Source organism: Kribbella sp. NPDC002412 (assembly GCF_053592935.1).
Map to the genome: position 1 here is coordinate 57,221 of NZ_JBSFBL010000025.1, position 19,568 is coordinate 76,788.

Annotated in this window: 18 protein-coding genes and 1 tRNA gene; 7 read left to right on the top strand and 12 right to left on the bottom strand. The window is 68.9% G+C overall.

Features of this window, described 5'->3' with window-relative positions; genetic code table 11:
- Positions 1-13: 13 nt before the first annotated feature.
- The 3 genes from ACWCOV_RS21075 to ACWCOV_RS21085 all read right to left on the bottom strand — a co-directional run bounded on the left by ACWCOV_RS21075 (position 14) and on the right by ACWCOV_RS21085 (position 1,748).
- A complete protein-coding gene (locus ACWCOV_RS21075) occupies positions 14-538 on the bottom strand; it encodes an EXLDI protein (protein ID WP_449830976.1) in 525 nt (174 codons plus the stop codon).
- 60 nt (positions 539-598) lie between these two features.
- Positions 599-1,213 carry a hypothetical protein gene (locus ACWCOV_RS21080; RefSeq protein ID WP_449830977.1) on the bottom strand — a complete coding sequence of 205 codons (615 nt, stop codon included), beginning with the start codon at positions 1,211-1,213 and terminating at the stop codon, positions 599-601.
- A gap of 274 nt (positions 1,214-1,487) precedes the next feature.
- Positions 1,488-1,748 (bottom strand): cell division protein CrgA, encoded by a 261-nt coding sequence (locus tag ACWCOV_RS21085; protein ID WP_449830978.1) that lies wholly within the window; start codon positions 1,746-1,748, stop codon positions 1,488-1,490.
- A gap of 112 nt (positions 1,749-1,860) precedes the next feature.
- On the opposite strand from ACWCOV_RS21085, the gene ACWCOV_RS21090 reads away from it, so the two are divergent.
- Both ACWCOV_RS21090 and ACWCOV_RS21095 read left to right on the top strand, forming a co-directional pair.
- The gene (locus ACWCOV_RS21090; RefSeq protein ID WP_449830979.1) at positions 1,861-2,631 is read left to right on the top strand and encodes a DUF881 domain-containing protein; all 771 of its coding nucleotides are present in this window, start codon (positions 1,861-1,863) and stop codon (positions 2,629-2,631) included.
- Between the two features lie 17 nt (positions 2,632-2,648).
- The gene (locus ACWCOV_RS21095) at positions 2,649-3,266 is read left to right on the top strand and encodes an aminodeoxychorismate/anthranilate synthase component II (protein WP_449830980.1); all 618 of its coding nucleotides are present in this window, start codon (positions 2,649-2,651) and stop codon (positions 3,264-3,266) included.
- A gap of 45 nt (positions 3,267-3,311) precedes the next feature.
- Here ACWCOV_RS21095 and pknB read toward each other — a convergent pair whose 3' ends face one another.
- The 6 genes from pknB to ACWCOV_RS21125 form a co-directional block, all read right to left on the bottom strand.
- Positions 3,312-5,138 (bottom strand): Stk1 family PASTA domain-containing Ser/Thr kinase, encoded by a 1,827-nt coding sequence (gene pknB / locus ACWCOV_RS21100; RefSeq protein WP_449830981.1) that lies wholly within the window; start codon positions 5,136-5,138, stop codon positions 3,312-3,314.
- A 113-nt stretch (positions 5,139-5,251) separates the two neighbouring features.
- A complete protein-coding gene (locus tag ACWCOV_RS21105) occupies positions 5,252-6,703 on the bottom strand; it encodes a peptidoglycan D,D-transpeptidase FtsI family protein (protein WP_449830982.1) in 1,452 nt (483 codons plus the stop codon).
- Positions 6,700-8,097 (bottom strand): FtsW/RodA/SpoVE family cell cycle protein, encoded by a 1,398-nt coding sequence (locus tag ACWCOV_RS21110; protein ID WP_449830983.1) that lies wholly within the window; start codon positions 8,095-8,097, stop codon positions 6,700-6,702. The genes ACWCOV_RS21105 and ACWCOV_RS21110 overlap by 4 nt, the downstream gene beginning before the upstream one ends.
- Positions 8,094-9,491 (bottom strand): PP2C family protein-serine/threonine phosphatase, encoded by a 1,398-nt coding sequence (locus ACWCOV_RS21115; protein ID WP_449830984.1) that lies wholly within the window; start codon positions 9,489-9,491, stop codon positions 8,094-8,096. The genes ACWCOV_RS21110 and ACWCOV_RS21115 overlap by 4 nt, the downstream gene beginning before the upstream one ends.
- 10 nt (positions 9,492-9,501) lie before the next feature.
- Positions 9,502-9,984 (bottom strand): FHA domain-containing protein FhaB/FipA, encoded by a 483-nt coding sequence (locus ACWCOV_RS21120; RefSeq protein ID WP_449830985.1) that lies wholly within the window; start codon positions 9,982-9,984, stop codon positions 9,502-9,504.
- Positions 9,985-9,994: 10 nt separating this feature from the next.
- The gene (locus ACWCOV_RS21125; RefSeq protein WP_449830986.1) at positions 9,995-10,816 is read right to left on the bottom strand and encodes an FhaA domain-containing protein; all 822 of its coding nucleotides are present in this window, start codon (positions 10,814-10,816) and stop codon (positions 9,995-9,997) included.
- Between the two features lie 228 nt (positions 10,817-11,044).
- On the opposite strand from ACWCOV_RS21125, the gene ACWCOV_RS21130 reads away from it, so the two are divergent.
- The 5 genes from ACWCOV_RS21130 to ACWCOV_RS21150 all read left to right on the top strand — a co-directional run bounded on the left by ACWCOV_RS21130 (position 11,045) and on the right by ACWCOV_RS21150 (position 16,181).
- Positions 11,045-11,128, top strand: a tRNA-Leu gene (locus tag ACWCOV_RS21130).
- Positions 11,129-11,249: 121 nt separating this feature from the next.
- The gene (locus ACWCOV_RS21135; protein WP_449830987.1) at positions 11,250-12,080 is read left to right on the top strand and encodes a carbon-nitrogen hydrolase family protein; all 831 of its coding nucleotides are present in this window, start codon (positions 11,250-11,252) and stop codon (positions 12,078-12,080) included.
- Between the two features lie 46 nt (positions 12,081-12,126).
- The gene (locus ACWCOV_RS21140) at positions 12,127-12,903 is read left to right on the top strand and encodes an ABC transporter ATP-binding protein (protein ID WP_449830988.1); all 777 of its coding nucleotides are present in this window, start codon (positions 12,127-12,129) and stop codon (positions 12,901-12,903) included.
- Positions 12,888-14,702 carry a hypothetical protein gene (locus tag ACWCOV_RS21145; protein WP_449830989.1) on the top strand — a complete coding sequence of 605 codons (1,815 nt, stop codon included), beginning with the start codon at positions 12,888-12,890 and terminating at the stop codon, positions 14,700-14,702. Before ACWCOV_RS21140 ends, ACWCOV_RS21145 begins: the two co-directional genes overlap by 16 nt.
- A gap of 354 nt (positions 14,703-15,056) precedes the next feature.
- The gene (locus tag ACWCOV_RS21150; protein WP_449830990.1) at positions 15,057-16,181 is read left to right on the top strand and encodes an endonuclease; all 1,125 of its coding nucleotides are present in this window, start codon (positions 15,057-15,059) and stop codon (positions 16,179-16,181) included.
- 9 nt (positions 16,182-16,190) lie between these two features.
- Here the strand turns inward: ACWCOV_RS21150 and ACWCOV_RS21155 are convergent, their stop codons facing one another.
- From ACWCOV_RS21155 to ACWCOV_RS21165, 3 genes are read right to left on the bottom strand one after another with little or no spacing between them, the layout of a single operon-like run.
- Positions 16,191-17,087 carry an ornithine cyclodeaminase family protein gene (locus tag ACWCOV_RS21155; RefSeq protein WP_449830991.1) on the bottom strand — a complete coding sequence of 299 codons (897 nt, stop codon included), beginning with the start codon at positions 17,085-17,087 and terminating at the stop codon, positions 16,191-16,193.
- Positions 17,084-18,214 (bottom strand): aminotransferase class I/II-fold pyridoxal phosphate-dependent enzyme, encoded by a 1,131-nt coding sequence (locus ACWCOV_RS21160; protein WP_449830992.1) that lies wholly within the window; start codon positions 18,212-18,214, stop codon positions 17,084-17,086. The genes ACWCOV_RS21155 and ACWCOV_RS21160 overlap by 4 nt, the downstream gene beginning before the upstream one ends.
- Positions 18,198-18,821, bottom strand: coding sequence for a helix-turn-helix transcriptional regulator (locus ACWCOV_RS21165; RefSeq protein WP_449830993.1), 624 nt, complete (start codon positions 18,819-18,821; stop codon positions 18,198-18,200). Before ACWCOV_RS21165 ends, ACWCOV_RS21160 begins: the two co-directional genes overlap by 17 nt.
- Positions 18,822-19,568: the final 747 nt, after the last annotated feature.

The following is a 19,568-nucleotide window of genomic DNA, read 5'->3' on the forward strand; positions in this document are numbered from 1 at the left end:
CAGAGAGGTGGGGTCAGATGTCGAGGTCCTCCACCGCAGGCTGGTCGGCGGCTTCCTCGACCAGCCCGTAGAGGTCGTCGGGGATCAGGTCGCGCAGTTCCTCGAGCGTCTCGACCACGTGCAGCGTGGCCTCGCCCTGGGCCATGCTCCAGGACTGGTCGGTGCTCCAGTTGCCGATCCAGGAACGCCAGCCGGACAGGTACTGCTCGTCGTCGGCTCCCTGGACGAACTGGTTGCGGCGGTCGGCGTGCAGGACGAACTTCCCGGTCCGGCTGCGGTAGACCTTGAAGGCCTCGTACCCGGACTTGCTGGAACGGCCGCCTTCGGCGAGCAGCACGCCGGAGAACCGCTGTTTGCGGCCGGCGCCCCGGCCCACTCGCACGGTGATCTCGTCGTACCCCTCGAGTCGGCCTTCCTCCAGCTCGACGTACTTGCGCAGCGCGATGGAGATCGCCGAGGACAGGTTCCCGGCGAGCTCCTGCGCCCTCTTGTACAGCGGCAGGTCGTCGTCCGACACGTAGATCGTCTTGTTGGGCATACTCTCTCTCCTCCTACGTAGAACTATACGTAGGAGGTGCGTAGATGTCTACATATATCTCTACGTAGACGTCGGCGAGTACAGCCAGGGCTGCTTGAGGTCGAAGAACGCCGGCGGGCCCTCGGCCAGGGACTGCAGCTCGTCCATCTGCGCCTGCAACTCCGGCGGCGGCTCCTTCTGCTCGCCTTCGCGGGCCTCCGCCTCGCTGGTGAAGTACATGGCCATCGTGTAGTCGCCGCCGTCGTACATCGCGGTGAGGCTGCCGATGACGTCAGGCCGGAAGTCGGCCCAGATCTCCGGGTCCTGGGCCATCAGCTCGCGGGCGCGCTCCGGGTTGCTGCCGGCACCCTGCATGACCTGGACGAAGCCGGCCGTGTCGGGCTCGCCGTGCACGTCGACGATGACGTCGTCGCTGTCGTGGAAGGTCGCGTCACCGGTCAGCATCGAGGAGAACTCGTGCCACCACTTGTCCTGCGCCGGCGACTCGCTGTTCTGCCGGGCTGCCTCGGCGGACTCGAACCGCGCCAGCGCGATGAACCGCCCGTCCTCGGTGACTCCAGCTGTCGTCCCCAGCCAGCCGGTCGCCTCGGGCGCCAACTCCTCCACCCACCTGTCGAACGCGGCGTGCGCCTGTTCGGCGTCCTGCACCTGCCCCTGAATGACCTGAACGAACATCGTGACCTCCCCGTCTCTCAGGCCGCTGATCGGGCCCTTCGACGGTACGCCCGCGCCACGGCTACGTGAACGGTGTGGAAACTGATTCGCTCAAACCTGAGTTATCCACAGATTTTGCGGAGTTTGCGCCGGGAGTCGTGGAGAAGTCGGGGAGAACCTGGGGACAAGTCGCCGGGATGCTGTGCACAGTTGGGGATACGGGTGTGGATAACTTCAGCCCTGTGATTAGCTCCCCGCTCACCGCCCTGAGCGGGGTTTCAGCGTCGTGGTGGGGTCAGATCCATTGGGTGGAGACGACGAAGCCGACGGCGATCAGGCCCATGCCGATCAGCAGGTTCCAGTTGCCCAGGTCGCTCATCACCGGGATGTCCTGGCCGGCCACGTAGAAGACGACCAGCCAGGCGAGACCGAGCAGCCAGCAGGCCAGCATCAGCGGCGCCACCCAGACGCGGCTGGTGGTGCGCGGCTTCTTCGGCGTCTTCTCCGCCTTGACCTTCTCGGTCTTCTTCTTGTTGCGACTGCTCGACTCGGGCACGGCTGGACTCCTTGTAAGGACGCATAAGCTGAGCGCTAAGAGCTCAGGCCCGGACCGTAGTCGGGTCCGGTCCCGGGTTAGCGTAGTGCAGAGAGCAACATGGAGATCACGGGTGCGTAGGTTGAGGCGTATTTCGCTGTGGCGCGTCGGGGCGCCGCTGGCGCTGCTGTGCGCCGGTCTGCTGTTCGCGACCAGCGCCACCAACGCCCGAGGCACCGACCTGCGCCCTAGCCGCAACACTACGCTCGCCGGACTGGTGGAGGAACAGAGCCGTCGCAGCGCGAGCCTGGTCCGCCAGCACGCGGCGCTCACCCAGGACATCGAGAAGCTGCAGGCGCAGCAGGGTTCGATCGACCCGAAGCTGTCCGCCCAGCTCAAGGAACTGTCCGAACAGGTCGGTACGACGCCGGTCACCGGTCCCGGACTGACCGTCACGCTGAAGGACGCGCCACCCGAGGTGGTGAAGGAGAACCCGGACGTCGACGCCGACTGGCTGGTGATCCACCAGCAGGACATCCAGGCCGTGGTGAACGCGCTCTGGGCCGGTGGGGCGGACGCGCTCTCGATCCAGAACCACCGGGTCATCTCCACCACCGGGATCAAGTGCGTCGGCAACTCGGTCGTCCTGCACGGCGTTCCGTACCTGCCGCCGTACAAGATCACCGCGATCGGCGACCGGCAGAAGCTGCAGAAGGCGCTGGACGACTCGCAGTACATCGAGAACCTGCAGGACTACGTGGTGAAGTTCCAGCTCGGCTACGAGGTGAAGAACGAGTCCTCGATCGCGATGCCGGCCTACGAGGGCACCCTCGACCTGCAGAGCGCCACCGTCCCCGGCTTCGACCGCACCCCGTCGGTCAGCCCGACCGCGACCGGCCGCTAGCTGTCACAATGGTCCGCATGCCGCGGATCCTTGTCGTCGACAACTACGACTCCTTCGTCTACAACCTGGTGCAGTACCTGCAGCAGTTGCAGGCCGAGACCACTGTGCTGCGCAACGACGAGGTCACCCCCGACGACGTCACGTCGTACGACGGTGTCCTGCTGTCCCCCGGTCCCGGTACGCCGGAAGAGGCCGGCGCGTGCGTGGACATCGTCCGGGAGCAGGGCGGCCAGGTCCCGATCTTCGGCGTCTGCCTGGGCCTGCAGGCGATCGGCGTCGCGTACGGCGGGGTGGTCGGCCGAGCCGACGAGTTGCTGCACGGCAAGACCAGCCAGGTGTTCCACGAGGGCGCCGGTGTGCTCGCCGGGCTGCCGTCGCCGTTCACCGCGACCCGCTACCACTCGCTGGCGATCGCCCAGGACAGCGTGCCGGACGAGCTGCAGGTGACGGCGCGGACCGAGGCCGGCGTGATCATGGCGGCCCGGCACCGCGACCTCGCGGTCGAGGGCGTCCAGTTCCATCCGGAGTCCGTGCTCACCGAGGGCGGCCACCGGATGCTCGCCAACTGGCTGGTGATGTGCGGCGACCCGGACGCGGTCGCGCGTTCCGCCGGCCTGGCGCCCGTCGTCAGCTGACCCGACAAGAAACCTCCCGCGGAATCCGCGGGAGGTTTCTTCGGTTCAGCCGCCGATCGTGATCGGTGGGGTGGTCGGATCCTCCGGAGTCTCCGAGTCCGTCGGCGTGGGCGTCGGCGTCGGCGTGTTCTCCGGGAGCAGGTTGATCGTCAGCGTGACCAGGCTGCCCTTCGCGGCCTGGGTGCCGCCCTTCACGCTCTGCTGGAGCACGGTCTGGTCGGGCTTGCCCGGGTCTTGCCCCTGGTCGTAGCCGACCTTGAAGCCCAGGTCCTTGAGCGCCTTGGTCGCGTCGTCCTGCGTCATCGTGACGACGTTCGGGACCTCGACCATCTCCTTGCCGCTGGACACCGTCAGGGTGAACTCGGTGCCGGACGGGTACTGACCGCTCGGGTCCGGGCTCACCGCCAGCACAGTGCCTTCCTTCTCGGCGCTGTTCTCCGTCTTCACGTCTTCCTTGACCTTGAAGTTCGCCTTCGTGCCCTCGATCGCCTTCCGCGCCGCGGATTCGGACTTGCCGAGGACGTCGGGCACCGGGAACGCGCTCGGCCCGGACGAGAACACCACGGTGACCGTCGAGCCCGTCTCGGCCTCGGTGTTCGGCTGCGGAGTCTGCGAGATCGCCAGCCCCCGGCCGACCGTGTCACTGGCCTGCGCCGGACCGGTTGCGAACTTCAGGCCCGCGTCGGTCAGGATGGTGGTCGCGTCCGCCGCCGACTTGCCGCTCACGTCCGGCACCTGGACCTTGGCCGGCGGGTTCGCCGTACCGCCGTTGTCCTTGTTCATGTTCGTGAACAGGGCGTACGCGCCGACCGCGACCGCGACGATGGCCAGGCCGAGGAGGAAGTAGGCGAGGCCGCGGTTGCGCCGGGCCCGGGCCGCCTGCGCCTCGTCGAGACCGTCGTCCGGCGGCAGCAGGTCGTCGCCGCCGGGCTGCTGGAACGCCTGGGTCGCCGCGGCGGGCGAGTAGGCGCTCGTCATCGCGCGGGTCTCGGCGACCGCCGCCATCGGCGCGGTCACCTGCTGGCCGGCGAGCACCCGGTGGATGTCCTGCCGCATCTCGGAGGCGCTCTGGTACCGCTCCTCGCGGCTCTTCGCCAGCGCCTTGAGGACGACCGCGTCGACCTCCGGCGGGATGTCCGGGTCGAACGAGGACGGCGGCAGCGCCTGCTCCCGGACGTGCTGGTAGGCCACCGACACCGGCGACTCACCGACGAACGGCGGCCGGCCGGTCAGCAGCTCGTAGAGCAGGCAGCCGGTCGAGTACAGGTCGGAGCGGGCGTCGACGGTCTCACCACGGGCCTGCTCCGGGGACAGGTACTGCGCGGTGCCGATCACGGCCGCGGTCTGGGTCATCGTGGACGAGGTGTCCGCGACCGCCCGGGCGATGCCGAAGTCCATCACCTTGACCTGGCCCTGCGGGGTCAGCATCACGTTCCCGGGCTTGATGTCGCGGTGCACGATGCCGGCCCGGTGGCTGTAGTCGAGCGCCTCGAGCACACCGGAGGTGATCTCCAGTGCCCGCTCGGGCATGATCTTGCGGCCTTCGCGGATCAGGTCCCGCAGCGTCTTGCCGGTCACCAGTTCCATCACGATGTAAGGGATGGTGACGCCGGAGCCGTTCGGGTCCGGCTCCTCGCCGGTGTCGTAGACCGACACGATGGTCGGGTGGTTCAGCGAGGCGGCCGACTGGGCCTCACGCCGGAACCGGGCCTGGAAGGTGGCATCACTGGCGAGGTCGACCCGCAGCCGCTTGATCGCGACTGCCCGGCCGAGCCGGTTGTCGACGCCCCTGCGGACATCTGCCATACCGCCGCGGCCGAGCGGTTCGCCTTCTTCGTACCGGCCGCCGACGAGACGTGCCTGCGATGTCATGACTCAGCCTTCCAACCTGTCCGGAAACACACTCAACTTGCCCACGGTAGCGGCCGCCACACGTGGATCCCCGTTGGAAAGACGCGCTGTCACGGCATCATTCCGTATCGTCATCATTGGCCCAGCACCGCCTCCATCACCCGTTTGGCGATCGGCGCGGCCAGGGTGCCGCCGGCGATGTCGTTGCGCGGGATGTTCGCGTCCTCGATCATCACCGCCACCGCGATCTTCGGGTCGTTGGCGGGGGCGAACGCGGTGAACCAGGCGAACGGCGGGCGGTCCTTCGACGTCTGCGCCGTACCGGTCTTGCCGGCCACTTCGACGCCGCTGATCCGGCCGGGCCGGCCGGTGCCGTTCGCGACCACGTCGACCATCATCTGGGTCAGCTGCGACGCGACCTCCGGGGTGACCGCCTGGTGCAGCTCCTCCGGCTTGGTCTCCGAGACCGTCTTCAGGTCGGCCGTCTTCACGTTCTGCACCAGGTACGGCTTCATCACCGCGCCCTTGTTCGCGATCCCGGCCGACACCATCGCCATCTGCAGCGGGGTGGCGCGGACGTCGAACTGGCCGATCGCCGACTGCGCGGTCTGCGGCTCGTTCGGGTCGCCCGGGAACTGGCTGGCGACCGCGCCCAGCTCCGGCAGCTGCCGCTCGCCGAAGCCGAACTTCGCCGCCTGCTCCGCCAGCGCGTCCGCCTTCAGGTCCATGCCGATGGTGCCGAACGCGGTGTTGCAGGAGTAGCGCAGCGCGATGGTCAGCGTCGCGTTGTCGCTGCCGCCGCAGTTCTGGCCGTTCTCGTTCACCAGCGGGACCGTGGTCTGCGGCAGCGGCAGCTCGGCCGGCGAGTGCACCTTGGTCTCCGGCGTGTACTTGCCGCTGGACAGCGCCGCGGCGGCGGTGACCAGCTTGAACGTCGAGCCCGGCGGGTAGAGCTCCTTGACCGCCCGGTTCGACATCGGCTTGCCCTCGGCCTCGTTCAGCTTCTTCCACGCCGCGCTGGCCTTCTCCAGGTCGTGCGAGGCGAGCTCGTTCGGGTTGTACGACGGCCGCGTGGCCAGCGCGAGCACCCGGCCGGTCTTCGGCTCGATCGCCACGACCGCACCGGTCTTGCCGGCCAGTCCGTCGTACGCCGCCTGCTGAGCCGCGGCGTTCAGGGTCAGCGTCACGCTGGCGCCCTGCTGGCGGCGGTTGGTGATCACGTCGATCACCCGGCGGAACGCCATCGACGGGTCGCTGCCGTTCAGCTCGGCGTTCTGGGTCAGCTCGATGCCGGCCCGGCCGTACAGGTAGGAGTAGTACCCGGTCACCGGCGCGTAGACCGGGCCGGAGGCGTAGGTGCGCTGGAACTGGAACCGGTCGTTCGACGGCTTGCTCTGCGCGACCGGCGTGCTGCCGATCAGGATCGGGCCGCGGTCGACCGAGAACTGCGAGTCCCGCACCCGGCGGTTGTCGTTGCGCCCGTTCAGCTCGTTGGCCCGGAAGGCCTGCAGGTACGTCGAGTTCGCCATCAGCGCGAGCATCAGGATGATCGCCGCCACAGCCAGTCGCCGGATCGCTGAGTTCACTGCTTCTGCACCGCCATCGCGATCGTTTCGTCGGACACTGGAGCGGCCGGCGTCTGCGGCCGGCGGGCCTGGTCGCTGATCCGCAGCAGCAGCGCGATGATCGCCCAGTTCGCGACCAGCGACGTACCGCCCAGGGCCATGAACGGCGTGGCCAGACCGGTCAGCGGGATCAGGCCGGTGACGCCACCCACGATCACGAACACCTGCAGCGCGAACGACATCGCCAGGCCGGTCGCGACCAGCTTGCCGAAGATGTCCCGGCAGCCGAGCGCCGTCCGCAGGCCGCGCTCCACGATCAGCGTGAAGACCAGGATGATCGCGATCACCCCGGTCAGGCCGAGCTCCTCGGCGAACGAGGAGATGATCATGTCGCTCTGCGCGTACAGCGTGATCTCCGGGCGGCCCTGGCCGAGACCGCGCCCGAGGATGCCGCCCCAGGCCTGGCCCATCAGCCCGGACGCCACCTGGCCGCCGTCGATCGAGAACGGGTCCAGCCAGTCCTGGATCCGTTTGTGCACGTGCCCGAAGGTCTGGTAGGCGAAGAACGCGCCGCCGGCGAACAGCAGGCCGCCGATGATCAGCCAGCCGGCCCGCTCGGTCGACACGTACAGCAGGAACAGGAACAGGCCGAAGAACAGCAGCGACGACCCGAGGTCGCTCTCGAAGACCAGCACACCGAGGCTGACCGCCCAGGCGATCAGGATCGGGCCGAGGTCGCGGGCGCGCGGCAGGTCGAGCCCGAGGAACCGGTGCCCGGCCAGGGTCAGCACGTCACGTTTCACCACCAGGTAGCCGGCGAAGAAGACGACCAGGCAGACCTTGGCGAACTCACCGGGCTGGAACGACATCCCGGCCAGCCGGATCCAGATCCGGGCGCCGTTCAGGTTCACGCCGAGCCCGGGGATCAGCGGCAGCACGAGCAGCACCAGACCGGCCAGGCCGGCGGTGTAGGTCAGCGCCTGCAGGCGGCGGTGGTCCCGGATCACCAGGATCACCACCAGGAACAGCACGACGCCGACCGCGGTCCAGGTGATCTGCTGCGGCGCCGCGGGCGGCTTCGGGGTCCGGCCGTTCGCCTCCGCGACAGCGGCCAGGCCGAGGTCGATCCGGTGGATCATCGCCAGGCCGAGCCCGTTCAGCGCGACGGCGCACGGCAGCAGGACGGGGTCGGCGTACGGCGCCCGGAAGCGCAGCGCGAGGTGGGCGATCAGGGCGAGCAGGCCGATGCCGGCGGCGTACAGGCCGGTGCTGGCCGGGATCTTGTCCTGGACGGTCAGGCCGATGTTCACGTACGCGCCCACCGAGACGACGACCGCGATGATCAGCAGGAACAGCTCCACCCCGCGCCGGCTGCGCGGGATGATCTGGATGACGGAGGTCGACGCGATGCTCATCGGACGCCGTCACAGTCGTCGGGGTTGACCGTGCCCGGCGACGGCGAGGTCGTCGGAGTGGTGGTCGGCGGCTTGGCCGTCGCCGGCGGCGCGCTCGTCACCGGCGTACTGGGCACCGGCGTACTGGGCACCGGCGTACTGGGCTTCGGGGTCGGCGTCGGCGTGGGCTTGGCGCACTCGTCGGCGGCGCGCTGCAGCTCGCTCACGATCGTCCGCGCCCCGGGCAGGTCGTCGGCCTGGATGTTGCTCTCCACCTGCTCGCGGTTGTACGTCGGCAGCTTGTCCACCTGCAGGGTCTGCTTCTCGTACACCTTCGACAGCGTCAGCCCCGGGATGTCGTCGTCCACACCCTTGAAGATCGCCACGTAGTCGCCGTCGGTGCCGACGTAGTACTGGCTCTGGGTCCAGCTGTACGCGAACCAGCCGCCACCGAGGATCAGACCGAGGAGCACCACCAGTACGGCGATCCGCCGCAGCCACGGGAACCGCTTCGGCGCCCGCGGCGCGTACCGCAGCTCCTCCGGATCGAGAACCCCACCGTGACCGTGACCGCCACCGTGCCCACCGCCATGACCACCCGGTACGACGATCGTCGGCTCACCACGACCGGTCCCACCCTGAGCCAGCTCCGCGGCCGCGCCTACCAGCTGCGGCGACGCGCCGCTCGACGGCTGGGTCTCGACCACGTCCGCGACGACACACGTGACGTTGTCGTTGGACCCCGCTTCCAGGGCGTGCGTGATCAGCTCCACCACCACGGAGTCCGGCGTACCGTCGGCCATCGAGGCCGCGATCACCTCGTCGCTCACGTAGTCGGGCAGGCCGTCACTGCACAGCATCAGCCGGTCGCCGGCGCGGACGTCGAGGATCTCCAGGTCCGGATCCGAGTCCGGCCGGCCGTCGAGGACGCGCAGGATCAGGTTCCGGTGCGGGTGGGTGAAGGCCTCCTCCTTGGAGATCCGGCCCTCGTCCACCAGGGACTGCACGAACGTGTGGTCGTGGCTGAGCTGGTAGAGCAGCCCGTCGCGCATCCGGTACGCGCGGGAGTCGCCCAGGTGCGCCATCCCGAGCTGCTGCCCGTCGAACATCAGCGCGGTGACGGTCGAGCCCATGCCCTCGCGCTCGGGGTCCTCCTCGACCAGCTCGGACAGCCGCTCGTTCGCCCGGTGGACCGCACCTGCCAGCGCCTCGATCATGTCCTCGCCGCTGATCCCCGGCTTGTCCAGCTTCCGGATCACCTGGACCGCCGCCGCGCTGGCCACCTCACCGGCCGCGGCGCCGCCCATTCCGTCCGCGAGCAGCAGGAGGTTCGGACCGGCGTACGCCGAGTCCTCGTTGTTGCGGCGCACCCGTCCGACGTCGGACAGTGCGGCGTAGTCGAGCGACAGGGTCATCGAGGCAGGCCTACTTCGCGATGTTCAGCGTCGTCCGGCCGATCCGGATCGAGCCGCCGATCTCGGCCGGCACCGGGCGGGTCACCCGCTGGCCGTCCAGGTACGTGCCGTTGGTGGAGCCGAGGTCCTCGACCCACCACTGGCCCTCGGAGAGGAACAGCCGGGCGTGCCGGGTGGACGAGTAGTCGTCGTCCAGCCTGATCTGGCAGTCCGAGCCGCGGCCGATGATCACCGGCTCGTCGACCAGGGTCGCGCCGACCCCGGCCTGCGGTCCGTCCGCGATCGACACCGACCCGGGCAGGCCCTTGCGCTTCTTCACCGGTTTGGCGGGTTTCGGCGTCCGGGTGTTCTGCGGTACGACGGCACTCGCCGTACGGCTGTCCACCTTTGCGCCGAACAGGTCGGACCTGATCACGGACAGCACCGCGAGGACGAACATCCACAACAGGGCCAGGAACCCCAGTTTGATCAGGGTCAGGGTCAGTTCCGACATGGAAGGTCAGTCACCACCCGCTGCTCGGCGGCTGGGCGAAGGGCTCGTCCGCCAGACGCAGCGTCATCGTCGTGTTGCCGATTCGCACGGTCGAGCCGTCGACCAGCTCGGCCTCCGTGGACCGCCGGCCGTTGACCAGCGTGCCGTTGGTGGAACCCAGGTCGACCAGCACCACCCGGATGCCGTCCGGGCCCTCCGGCATCAGCCGGATCTCGGCGTGCCGGCGGGACACACCCGGGTCGTTGATCTGGATGTCCGCGTCGGTGCCACGGCCCAGCACGACGCCCGGCGGGTTGACCGGCCGGCGGCGGCCGTTCACCTCGAGCATCACCTGCGGGTGGCCGCGGCGGGCCGGTGGCTGTTGCTGGGGCGGTGGGGCGCTCTGCAGCACCGTCTGGCCGTCGTTCGGCGGCACGTAGGGCTCCTGCTGGTAGGGCTGGGGCTGCGGACGGGGCCGTTGGGTCCCGACCGTCGCACTGACCACACGGAACTTACCCGTCGGCAGGTCGTCCTGCTGGGTCAGCACGATCTCGATCGGGCCGGAGAACGTGTACCGCTGGATGTCCGCGTGGTCCCGGAGCTCGTTCGCGAGCTCGTGGTTGAGGGTCTGGCCGTAGGCGTTCAGCCGTTCGAAGTCGCCCGGGCCGAGCTCGATGGTGAAGTGGTTCGGCACCAGCCGGCGGTCCCTGGACAGGATCCGCGCGGTGTTGTCGATCTCACGCTTGAGCGCCGCCGCCAGCTCGATCGGCTCGACGTCGCCCTTGAACGCACGCGCGAAGACACCGCTCACAATGCCTTCCAGGCGTCGCTCGAAGCGCTGCAGCGGTCGCACGCCTCCTCCTCCACGGTCGGTCGCCGGTTGTAGCCAACGATCGTGCTTGCCGTCCGGCGCCCTCAGCAGGCACGCCGTACGCCCTGTCCACCGGTCGGGTGTGGACACACCGGGTACGACGATCGATCGTATCGGGAGGTTCGACCCAACCCGCAATGTGAACGTTCCGCAGAACCCGTGCTACTGTTCCTTCTCGGTTGCAGACGAGACTCTCAGACGCATCCAAGCGCGCGGGTGGCGGAATAGGCAGACGCGCACGGTTCAGGTCCGTGTGCCCGAAAGGGCGTGGGGGTTCAACTCCCCCCTCGCGCACAGCAAGTCCCGGTCAGAAGACCGGGACTTCTTGCATTTCCGGGGGTGTGTTCACCATCACCCTGCCGAGCCGGTCGTGGCGGTCCGTAGTTCTGTGGGTGGGGCCTGAGACCGTAGGGCGGTGACGGGGATTCGGGTTGGGATTGCGCAGCCGGTGATCGGTGCCGACGCCAGGGTGAACGGGAAGACCGTGCGGGCGCTGATGCGGAAGGCGGCGGGTGGGCGGGCTCGGCTGGTGCAGTTCCCGGAAGGGATGCTGAGCGGGTACGCGAAGGAACAGGTCGCCGACTGGTCGCAGGTCGACTGGGACGTGGTCCGCGAGGAGCTCGAGAAGATCATGGCGCTGGCCGCCGAGCTGAAGATCTGGGTCGTGCTCGGTTCCGCGCACCCGCTGACGCCGCCGCACCGGCCGCACAACAGCCTGTACGTGATCTCCGACGCCGGCGAGCTGGTCGACCGGTACGACAAGCGGTTCTGCTCGAACACCGAGATCAACCACTTCTACGCGCCCGGTTTCGACCCGGTCGTGTTCGACGTCGACGGCTACCGGTTCGGCTGCATGATCTGCGTCGAGGTCAACTTCCCGCACCTGTTCAGCCAGTACGAGCAGCTCGGCGTGGAGTGCCTGCTGCTGTCGGCGTACCCGGTCGACGAGGTCTTCGAGGTGAAGGCCCGCGCGTACGCCGCGATCAACTGCTACTGGGTCGCGATGTCGCTGCCCGCCCAGACCGTCGACCTGATGACGTCCGGCCTGATCGCCCCGGACGGCACGTACGCGTCCCAGCTCGCCGGCAAGTCCGAGCTCACCGTCGCCACCATCGACCGCGACGACCCGGCCCTCCAGGTCCCGCTCGCCCACGCCCGCCCCTGGCGCGCCGCCGCCCGCAAGGGCGCGATCTACCGCACCCGAGCCGTCACCGACCCCCGCTCCGTCGACCGCACCACTACCTGAGGCGGACTCCGCGGATCGGTCCGCGGGCGGACGCCGGGGTGGCGGGGTGGGTGTCACAGTTACCGGCATGGAGCACGCGTTCGAGCTGGTCGGGTTGACCAAGGTGTTCGGGGAGCAGCGGGCGGTCGACGAGTTGAGCCTCGTGGTGCCGAAGGGGTCGTTCTTCGGGATGCTGGGGCCGAACGGCGCCGGCAAGACGACCTCGCTGTCGATGGCGGTGGGGCTGCTGCGCCCCGACTCCGGTACGGCGAAGATCTTCGGCGTCGACGTCTGGGCGCAGCCGACGGAGGCGAAGGCGCTTGTCGGCGTGCTGCCCGACGGGCTCGGGATGCCGGAGCGGCTGACCGGGCGTGAGGTGCTCACCTACCTCGGCCTCCTCCGCGGACTCCCGGCGGACGAGGTCGATCGCCGTACTACGGAGCTCCTCGAGGTGCTCGAGCTCGACCACGAGGACGACAAGCAGGTGATCGGCTACTCGACCGGGATGCGGAAGAAGCTCGGCCTGGCCGTCGCGCTGCTGCACGCGCCGCGGCTGCTGGTGCTGGACGAGCCGTTCGAGGCCGTCGACCCGGTGTCGGCCGCGACCATCCGGACCATCCTCAACCGCTTCATCGCCGACGGCGGCTCGGTGGTGATGTCGAGCCACGTGATGGCTCTGGTCGAGCAGCTGTGCGACCGGGTGGCGGTGATCGCCGACGGCAAGGTCGTTGCCGCGGGCACGGTTTCCGAGGTGCAGGCGGGCGGCAGCCTGGAGGACGCGTTCGTGTCGCTGGTCGGCGCCTCGACGCGCGGTGCGGAGGGACTGTCGTGGCTGTCGGCCTGACGTACGCGACGTCGCAGACGCTGGTCCGGATGCGGCTGGCCGCGTTCCGGCACGCCCTGAAGGACCAGAACCGGGTCAGCTGGATCGGCACCGGCGCGTTCGTCGGGCTGGTGCTCGCCGGCGGGACCATCTGGGTGGCCGCCCGGGGCGACATGGACCTGCTCGTCGTCGCGCTGGCGGTGTGGATGCTGGGCTGGATCGTCGGCCCGCTGTTCGCCGGTGGCGGTGACGAGACGCTCAAGCCTGAGTACTTCAGCATGCTCCCGCTCAGCCCGCGCACGCTGTCCGCCGGACTTCTCACCGCCGCGCTGGCCGGTGTCGCCCCAGCCATCAGCCTGCTCGCCCTGCTCAGCCTGGTGGTCGTCGGAGCTCAGCTGTCCGTCGCTGCAACCCTGATCGCGCTGCCCGCTGTGGCTCTGCAGCTCCTGTGCTTCGTCCTGGCGTCCAGGCTCGCTGTAGCGGTGTACGGCGTACTCCTGCAGGTGCGGTCCGGCGCCGTACTCGCTGCTGTCGTCAACGCGTTCATTCTGGCGTTCACCGCGCAGGGGTGGGCGCTGATCGTCGCCTTCGTGTCCACCGACGTGCAGGGCACGATGGCGAGAGGGGCACGGGTTGCCCCGTCAGGCTGGGGTCTGGTCGCAGTGGGGGCCGCCGGGCGTGGCGACTGGCTGCCGGTCCTGCTGGCCTTCGCCGGTCTAGCACTGCTCGCCGTGGTCATGTTCGTCGGCTGGTCGGCTCTCCTGGTACGGCGTACGACGGCCACCCGCTCCGGCCGCAAGCCGCGACGGCTGCTGACGGCCACGGGTCCATGGGACGCGGCCGGGGCCAAGGAGCTCCGGTCCTGGACGCGCGACCTGCTCTACGGGCACCGGGCCGTGTTCGCGATTTGCTACGGACTGTTCTTCTGCCTCATGCCGCTCGCCATCGGCTGGAAAGGCATGCTCCCCTGGGCCGGTCCGGCAGCCCTAGTGATGGCCGGCTCGATGTCGTCCAACCTGTACGGCTCGGACGGTACGGCGTTGTGGACAACGCTGATGACACCCGGCTCGGCGGGGCCCGACGTCAGGGCTCGTCAGCGTGCGTTCCTGCTGGTGTTCGGTCCGCCGACGTTGCTGATCACCCTGCTCCTGACGTGGTGGTCCGGTTCCGCCAGCGCGTGGCCGCTCGTCCTGAGCGTGCTGCCGGCGCTCCTGGGTGGTGCGGCCGGTCTGGTCGTCGCCTGCTCGGTGTTCGCCGCCGTACCGACGACCGATGCGCACAAGCGGTCCGGCAACCCGCTCAACTCGGGCGAGAACGAGGGCGAGACGATGGGCATCGTCTGGGTGATGCTCATCCTGGTGTCCGTCACCGCCGGCCCAGCACTCGCCGCCGCCCTGGCCTGGTCCTGGTGGGGCGTCCCGGTCGGCGTCGCCTCCGGCGTACTGGCCTGGTGGTACCTGGGCCGACTCGCAGCGACCCGCCTCGAGCAGCGCGGCCCCGAGCTCCTCACCCTGTTCCGCCACGGCCGCGCCACCACCGAACAGGCCAAGAAGGCCGCCCAGTACGACCACATCCCCCGCTGGCGCCGAACGCTGGCCAACTACTGCCTGGGCTTCGGCGCGATCCCACTCTTCCCGCAGGCCGTCGTACCCGCCATCTTCAAACTCACCGACAACACCACCACCAAGTCCTGGTTCCTCGCCCTCCACCTCGAACCCCAGTGGCACTGGCCAGTCATCGCACTCATGGCAGCCCTCGGCCTCTCCATGTACACCTTCGGCGGCCTCACCTACCTCAACGCCAAGAAGAAGCCCCGGTGAGAGACTGCGTGTTCAGTGACTCGTCAGTAGGGTGAGACGGGTGCTCTGACCTGTGGACATTGTGTGCCGGACTGAGTACGGTCCGTTAACGGCGTCCGCACCACGCCACCGTGTCGGTGAGGTGCTGCCCGCCAGTAGCGCCTCACTGGTGGATGGGCAGAGCAGCTCGCGGCAGTTCGTCGCGGCCTGATGGGGGCCCATACACCTAGGTGGGGCGGCGAGCGACACTCACTCGCTCACCGCCCCACCGACTCAACTCTTCACTCCTCGTTTGCCGCGTGGATGTTCGACGGCCGGCCCGGCTGGGCAGACTGACCGCGACGCAGTGGTCCCCAACCGCCCCTGGGAGATGCCGTGCTTCGTTCTCGCGTCCTACGTCCCACCCTGATCGTCAGCGTCGTGCTCGCGCTGCTCGGCTTCGGCATCACGCCGTCGTCGGCCGCGACCTCGATCACCGTGAGTACGGCGATCGGCCGCCAGGACGGGTCGACGGCAACGGTCACCGGGTACGTCGTCGGCCAGCCGACCGCGACCAGCACCGTTGTGCGGAGCAACTTCCCGAACGACTACGCGCTCGCGCTGGCGGACTCGGCGTCGCAGACCAGCACGTCGTCGATGTTGTACGTCCAGATCACCTCGGCGTTCCGGTCGTCGTACGGACTGCAGAGCAACCCCGGGCTGCTCGGGCAGAAGATCACCGTGACCGGTGCGCTGAGCGCCTACTTCTCGCACGCCGGGCTGAAGGACACCACGGCGTTCAGCGGCGGCAGCTCGTCCGACCCGGGACCGGATCCGGGTGACTACTACGCCGGCGCGGAGGGCAAGACCGGTGCCGCGCTGAAGGCGGCGCTGCACACGATCATCTCGGACCAGACCAAGCTGACCTACGACCAGGTCTGGAACGCGCTCAAAGACACCGACCAGGACCCGGCCAACAGCAACAACGTCATCCTGATCTACTCCGGTCGCTCGCAGAGCAAGAGCACCAGCGGCGGCGACCCGAACGACTGGAACCGCGAGCACGTCTGGGCCAAGTCGCACGGCGACTTCGGTACGGCGACCGGTCCGGGCACCGACATCCACCACCTCCGCCCCGAGGACGTGTCGGTGAACGCGTCCCGCGGCAACCTCGACTTCGACAACGGCGGCTCGGCGGTGTCGGAGTGCTCCGGCTGCACCGTGGACGGCGACTCCTTCGCGCCGCGCGCCGCGGTCCGCGGCGACGTCGCCCGGATGATCTTCTACATGGCGGTCCGCTACGAGGGCGACGACGGCTTCGCGAACCTCGAGCTCAACAACCTGGTCGGCAACGGTAGCGCCCCCTACATGGGCAAGCTCTCAGTCCTCAAGGCCTGGGCCGCCGCCGACCCGCCGGACGCCTTCGAGAAGCGCCGCAACGAGGTCATCTACACCACCTACCAGCACAACCGGAACCCCTTCATCGACCACCCCGAATGGATCTCTTCGATCTGGCCCTGAACCCCGCGGTCATCGAAGGGCACCCACCACCGCCGCGGCGACGGCTGCGTCGGTGGCGCCGATTCCGGTGAGGTCGGCTATCGATCGGCGGGTGCGGTCCGTGCCGTCGCGGAGTACGGCGCCGACTGCGATGTCGGCGTTGTCGGGCACTACCCCGGTGCGGACCGCGTTGCCGTAGTCGCCGTGGTCGAGGCATTGGGCGTGGTCGTCGGTGGCGATCAGGGCGCCCGCGAACACCTCGGGTGGCAACTCGCCCTTTCCGGGCATGTCGGTGCCGATGCCGGTGATGTGGACGGCCGTGCGGAACGCCTCGACCGGGAGCGGCGAGCGGGCCGACGTCGTCGCGATCACGCAGGGTGCGCCGTCCAGGGCGTCGGGCCGGGCGTCCAGGCCCTCCTGGGCGAAGGCGGCGCAGAGTTTGTCCACAGCCTCTGGTCGCCGGCCCCACACCTTCACGCGTCGCAGCGGCCGGAGGTGCCGCAACCACAGCACCTGCAGGAGGGCTTGCTCGGCGGTCCCGAGTACGGCGACCTCGTCCACCTCAGGCGGGGTCATCGCGTCGGTGATCAGTGCTCCCGCGGCCGCCGTACGCCAGGCTGTCAGCTTGCCTTCGTCGGCGAGGGCCGCGGCCGGGGTGCCGTTGGTCGCGTCCACCACGAGCATCAGGCCGTTGTTGACCGAGGCGAACGTGCTGGCGATCTTCACCGTGAAGTACGGCGATCCCTCGACGTACCCGGCCTTCACGTGGCAGTCGCCGGAATGCTGTGGGAAGTCGAGGACCATGGGCGCGGGGACCGCCGTACGGCCCTCGGCGTGGGCGATCAACGCGTCGCGGACCGCGGTGAAGACAAGGTCCGGTGTGGCGGCCTTGCTGATCTGGGGGAGGCCGATGACGGGCAGGGTCATCCGCGCTTCTCCAGCCAGTCGGACCAGGCCGCCAGGGCCTCGGTCGGGTTGCTGCGGCCGAGGCCCACGCGGAAGCGGTCGGTCGGGGTCTCGGTGAGGGCGGAGCTGTAGATGCTGGCGGGCAGGAGGAGTACGCCGGCCTGTTCGACCAGATCGGTGCACATGGCTTCGACACCGTCGAAGCCGAGGTAGCGCGGGAAGCAGACGCAGCCGCCGTCGGGTGGGGTGAACTCGAACAGATCCGGGTAGCGCGCGAAGAACTCGGTGAAGACCGGCAGGTTCTCGGCGAGGATCCGGCGGTTGCGGTCGAGCAGGTGGTCGCGGGCGCGCAGGGCGATCAGGGCGAGCACCTCGCTCGGTGCGGAGTTGCAGATGGTCGTGTAGTGCTTGGCGCGTTCGAGCCTGTCGAGTACGGCGCGATCGCGGCAGGCGATCCATCCGATCCGGAGGCCGGGCAGACCGTATGCCTTGGACATCACGTTGAGGGAGAGCGCCGTACCCGAGAGGTCTGTTGCTTGGGGCAACGGTGGTCGGGTGAGCTCGAGGCCGCGGTAGACCTCGTCGCTGAACAGGGTGATCCCGCGCTCGTCGCACAGCCGGACGAGGTCCAGCCAGGCTTCTTGGGTGGGGACCGCGCCGGTGGGGTTGTTCGGGAAGTTGACCGACACCATGCGGGTGTTCGGGCGCAGGGCGCGTTCGATCGCGTCGACGTCCAGGGCCCAGTTGTCTTCCGGGCGCAGTGGGACGCCGGTTACCTCGCAGACCGCGAGTGGGACTGTCTCGGCTGCTTGGTAGTTCGGCGTCAGTACGACGAGGTGGTCCGTCGGCTCGAGGAGGGCGCGCATGGCGAGGTAGATGGCTTCCTCGGCGCCGGCGAAGCACAGGATGTCCTCGGGCTCCGCCTCGTCGTACGTCGCGGCGATCTGCTCGCGGAGGGCAGGCAGGCCGCGGGTTTCGGTGTAGCCGAGGGTGAGTGACTCCCAGCGCTCTCGGCCGTCGTCGTCGGCCAATTCCAGGAGCTCGCTGAGGCTGTGGGTTTGTGCGTCGGAGGCGGTGAGGTGGTAGCGGGCGTTGAACTCCCACTTCGCGAAGTACGTCTCCAGCCGGAAGTCAGGCAGGGTCGGCATGGGGCTCCTTCCGGGTCTGGGCGAGCAGTTGGTACAGCGCGGAGCGGGACATCCGCAGGGCGCGGGCGACGGCCGGGACCGACCGTCGCTGGCTCAGCACGCCGGCTGCGTCGAGCCGGTTGAGCAGTTCGAATCGGTCGTCGCGGGTGAGCCGGTCCACGGCGACACCGCGGTCGCGCACGTACTCTGCGACGATCTCGTTCAGCGTCTCCGACCAGTCGTGCTCGAACAGGACCCGCGGCTGACCGTGCGCCGGCGCAGCGAAGGCGGCCAGCAGGCGGCTCGCCTCCTCGAAGGCGGTGCGGTCGACGTTGACACAGAAGACGTACGCCGGTTTGCCGTCGGCGTCCCGCATGATCGCGCTGATGCTGGACAGCCGGCGGCCGTCCGGGAGCACCTTCGGGTACGGCCCGTAGACGTCCGGGTCGGTCGGGGACAGTTCGTTGAGCTCGCCGAGCAGCGAGGGATCGCCCGGCTCACGGCCGGACAGCGGGTTCCAGACCGCGACGATCTCGTCAGTTGCCGGATCGTGCAGCACGACCTCCGCGTGCGGCGACAACAACCGCGCCAACGCTGCGCCGATCGGCGCAAGCTGCTCAGGGTTCATGTGTGGACAGTAGGTCCACTGTGGACGGATTGTCTACGCACGCAGCCGCTACGCCCGCCCCCTCCGTCGCATGCTTCGCCGCCGATCCCGCCCGTTCGGCTGCACGCGCTGCCGCGCTTCATTGACTGCCCTGTGCTGTCGCCGGCTGGTGGTTCTTGAGCCGGCCCGTGGAAGTCCCACGCGAGGATCCGGCACTGTGGGCGCACTGGGTCGCTCCCTGCCCGGTTCGGAAGGCCGAGGTCCGCCGCACCCACCTCAAGCGCCGGCGGATCAACGAGCGGATGGCCGACCGGACCCAGGCCCGGCAGCCAATGCTCCCGTTGCTCGTCGACCATGTGACGAACCAGTGGTTGTACTTCCGCGACCTGCTGGCCGCGACCGAAGCCGTCGGACTGGAAGAACAATTCACCCACGACGGAATGCAGTGGCAAGCGCACCGCGAGCGAGAACGACCGCCGCTACATGAAGCGTGGCACGGCCTACCGGCTCCAAGCTCTCTAACCGCGACACCGGCGAACTGGTCCAGGTCACGCTCGAAGGGTGCCCACCATCCAGACCTCATGACTTCGGAGCTCATCCGTGCCGGTCACGTCAAAGCGCATGGCATAGCCAGGCCCTCTGCCTGGCTCCTCGCAGCACCTCGAAAGCTGTCCCGCGACAGGCTCAATATCTGTGGTGGCGGGATTAGACATTGCTGGGTGCGGTGTGTAGAGTTTCTCGTGTCGACAGAGAAGAACAGCGAAGCTG

Coding starts and splice junctions, on each gene's coding strand:
- pknB (WP_449830981.1), bottom strand. CDS start 5,138: ATGACATCGCAGGCACGTCTCGTCGGCGGCCGGTACGAAGAAGGCGAA.
- ACWCOV_RS21115 (WP_449830984.1), bottom strand. CDS start 9,491: ATGACCCTGTCGCTCGACTACGCCGCACTGTCCGACGTCGGACGGGTG.
- ACWCOV_RS21155 (WP_449830991.1), bottom strand. CDS start 17,087: ATGACCCTGCCCGTCATCGGCCTCCCCCAGATCAGCAAGGCCGCCACA.
- ACWCOV_RS21160 (WP_449830992.1), bottom strand. CDS start 18,214: ATGCCGACCCTGCCTGACTTCCGGCTGGAGACGTACTTCGCGAAGTGG.
- ACWCOV_RS21120 (WP_449830985.1), bottom strand. CDS start 9,984: ATGTCGGAACTGACCCTGACCCTGATCAAACTGGGGTTCCTGGCCCTG.
- ACWCOV_RS21095 (WP_449830980.1), top strand. CDS start 2,649: ATGCCGCGGATCCTTGTCGTCGACAACTACGACTCCTTCGTCTACAAC.
- ACWCOV_RS21080 (WP_449830977.1), bottom strand. CDS start 1,213: ATGTTCGTTCAGGTCATTCAGGGGCAGGTGCAGGACGCCGAACAGGCG.
- ACWCOV_RS21165 (WP_449830993.1), bottom strand. CDS start 18,821: ATGAACCCTGAGCAGCTTGCGCCGATCGGCGCAGCGTTGGCGCGGTTG.
- ACWCOV_RS21075 (WP_449830976.1), bottom strand. CDS start 538: ATGCCCAACAAGACGATCTACGTGTCGGACGACGACCTGCCGCTGTAC.
- ACWCOV_RS21110 (WP_449830983.1), bottom strand. CDS start 8,097: ATGAGCATCGCGTCGACCTCCGTCATCCAGATCATCCCGCGCAGCCGG.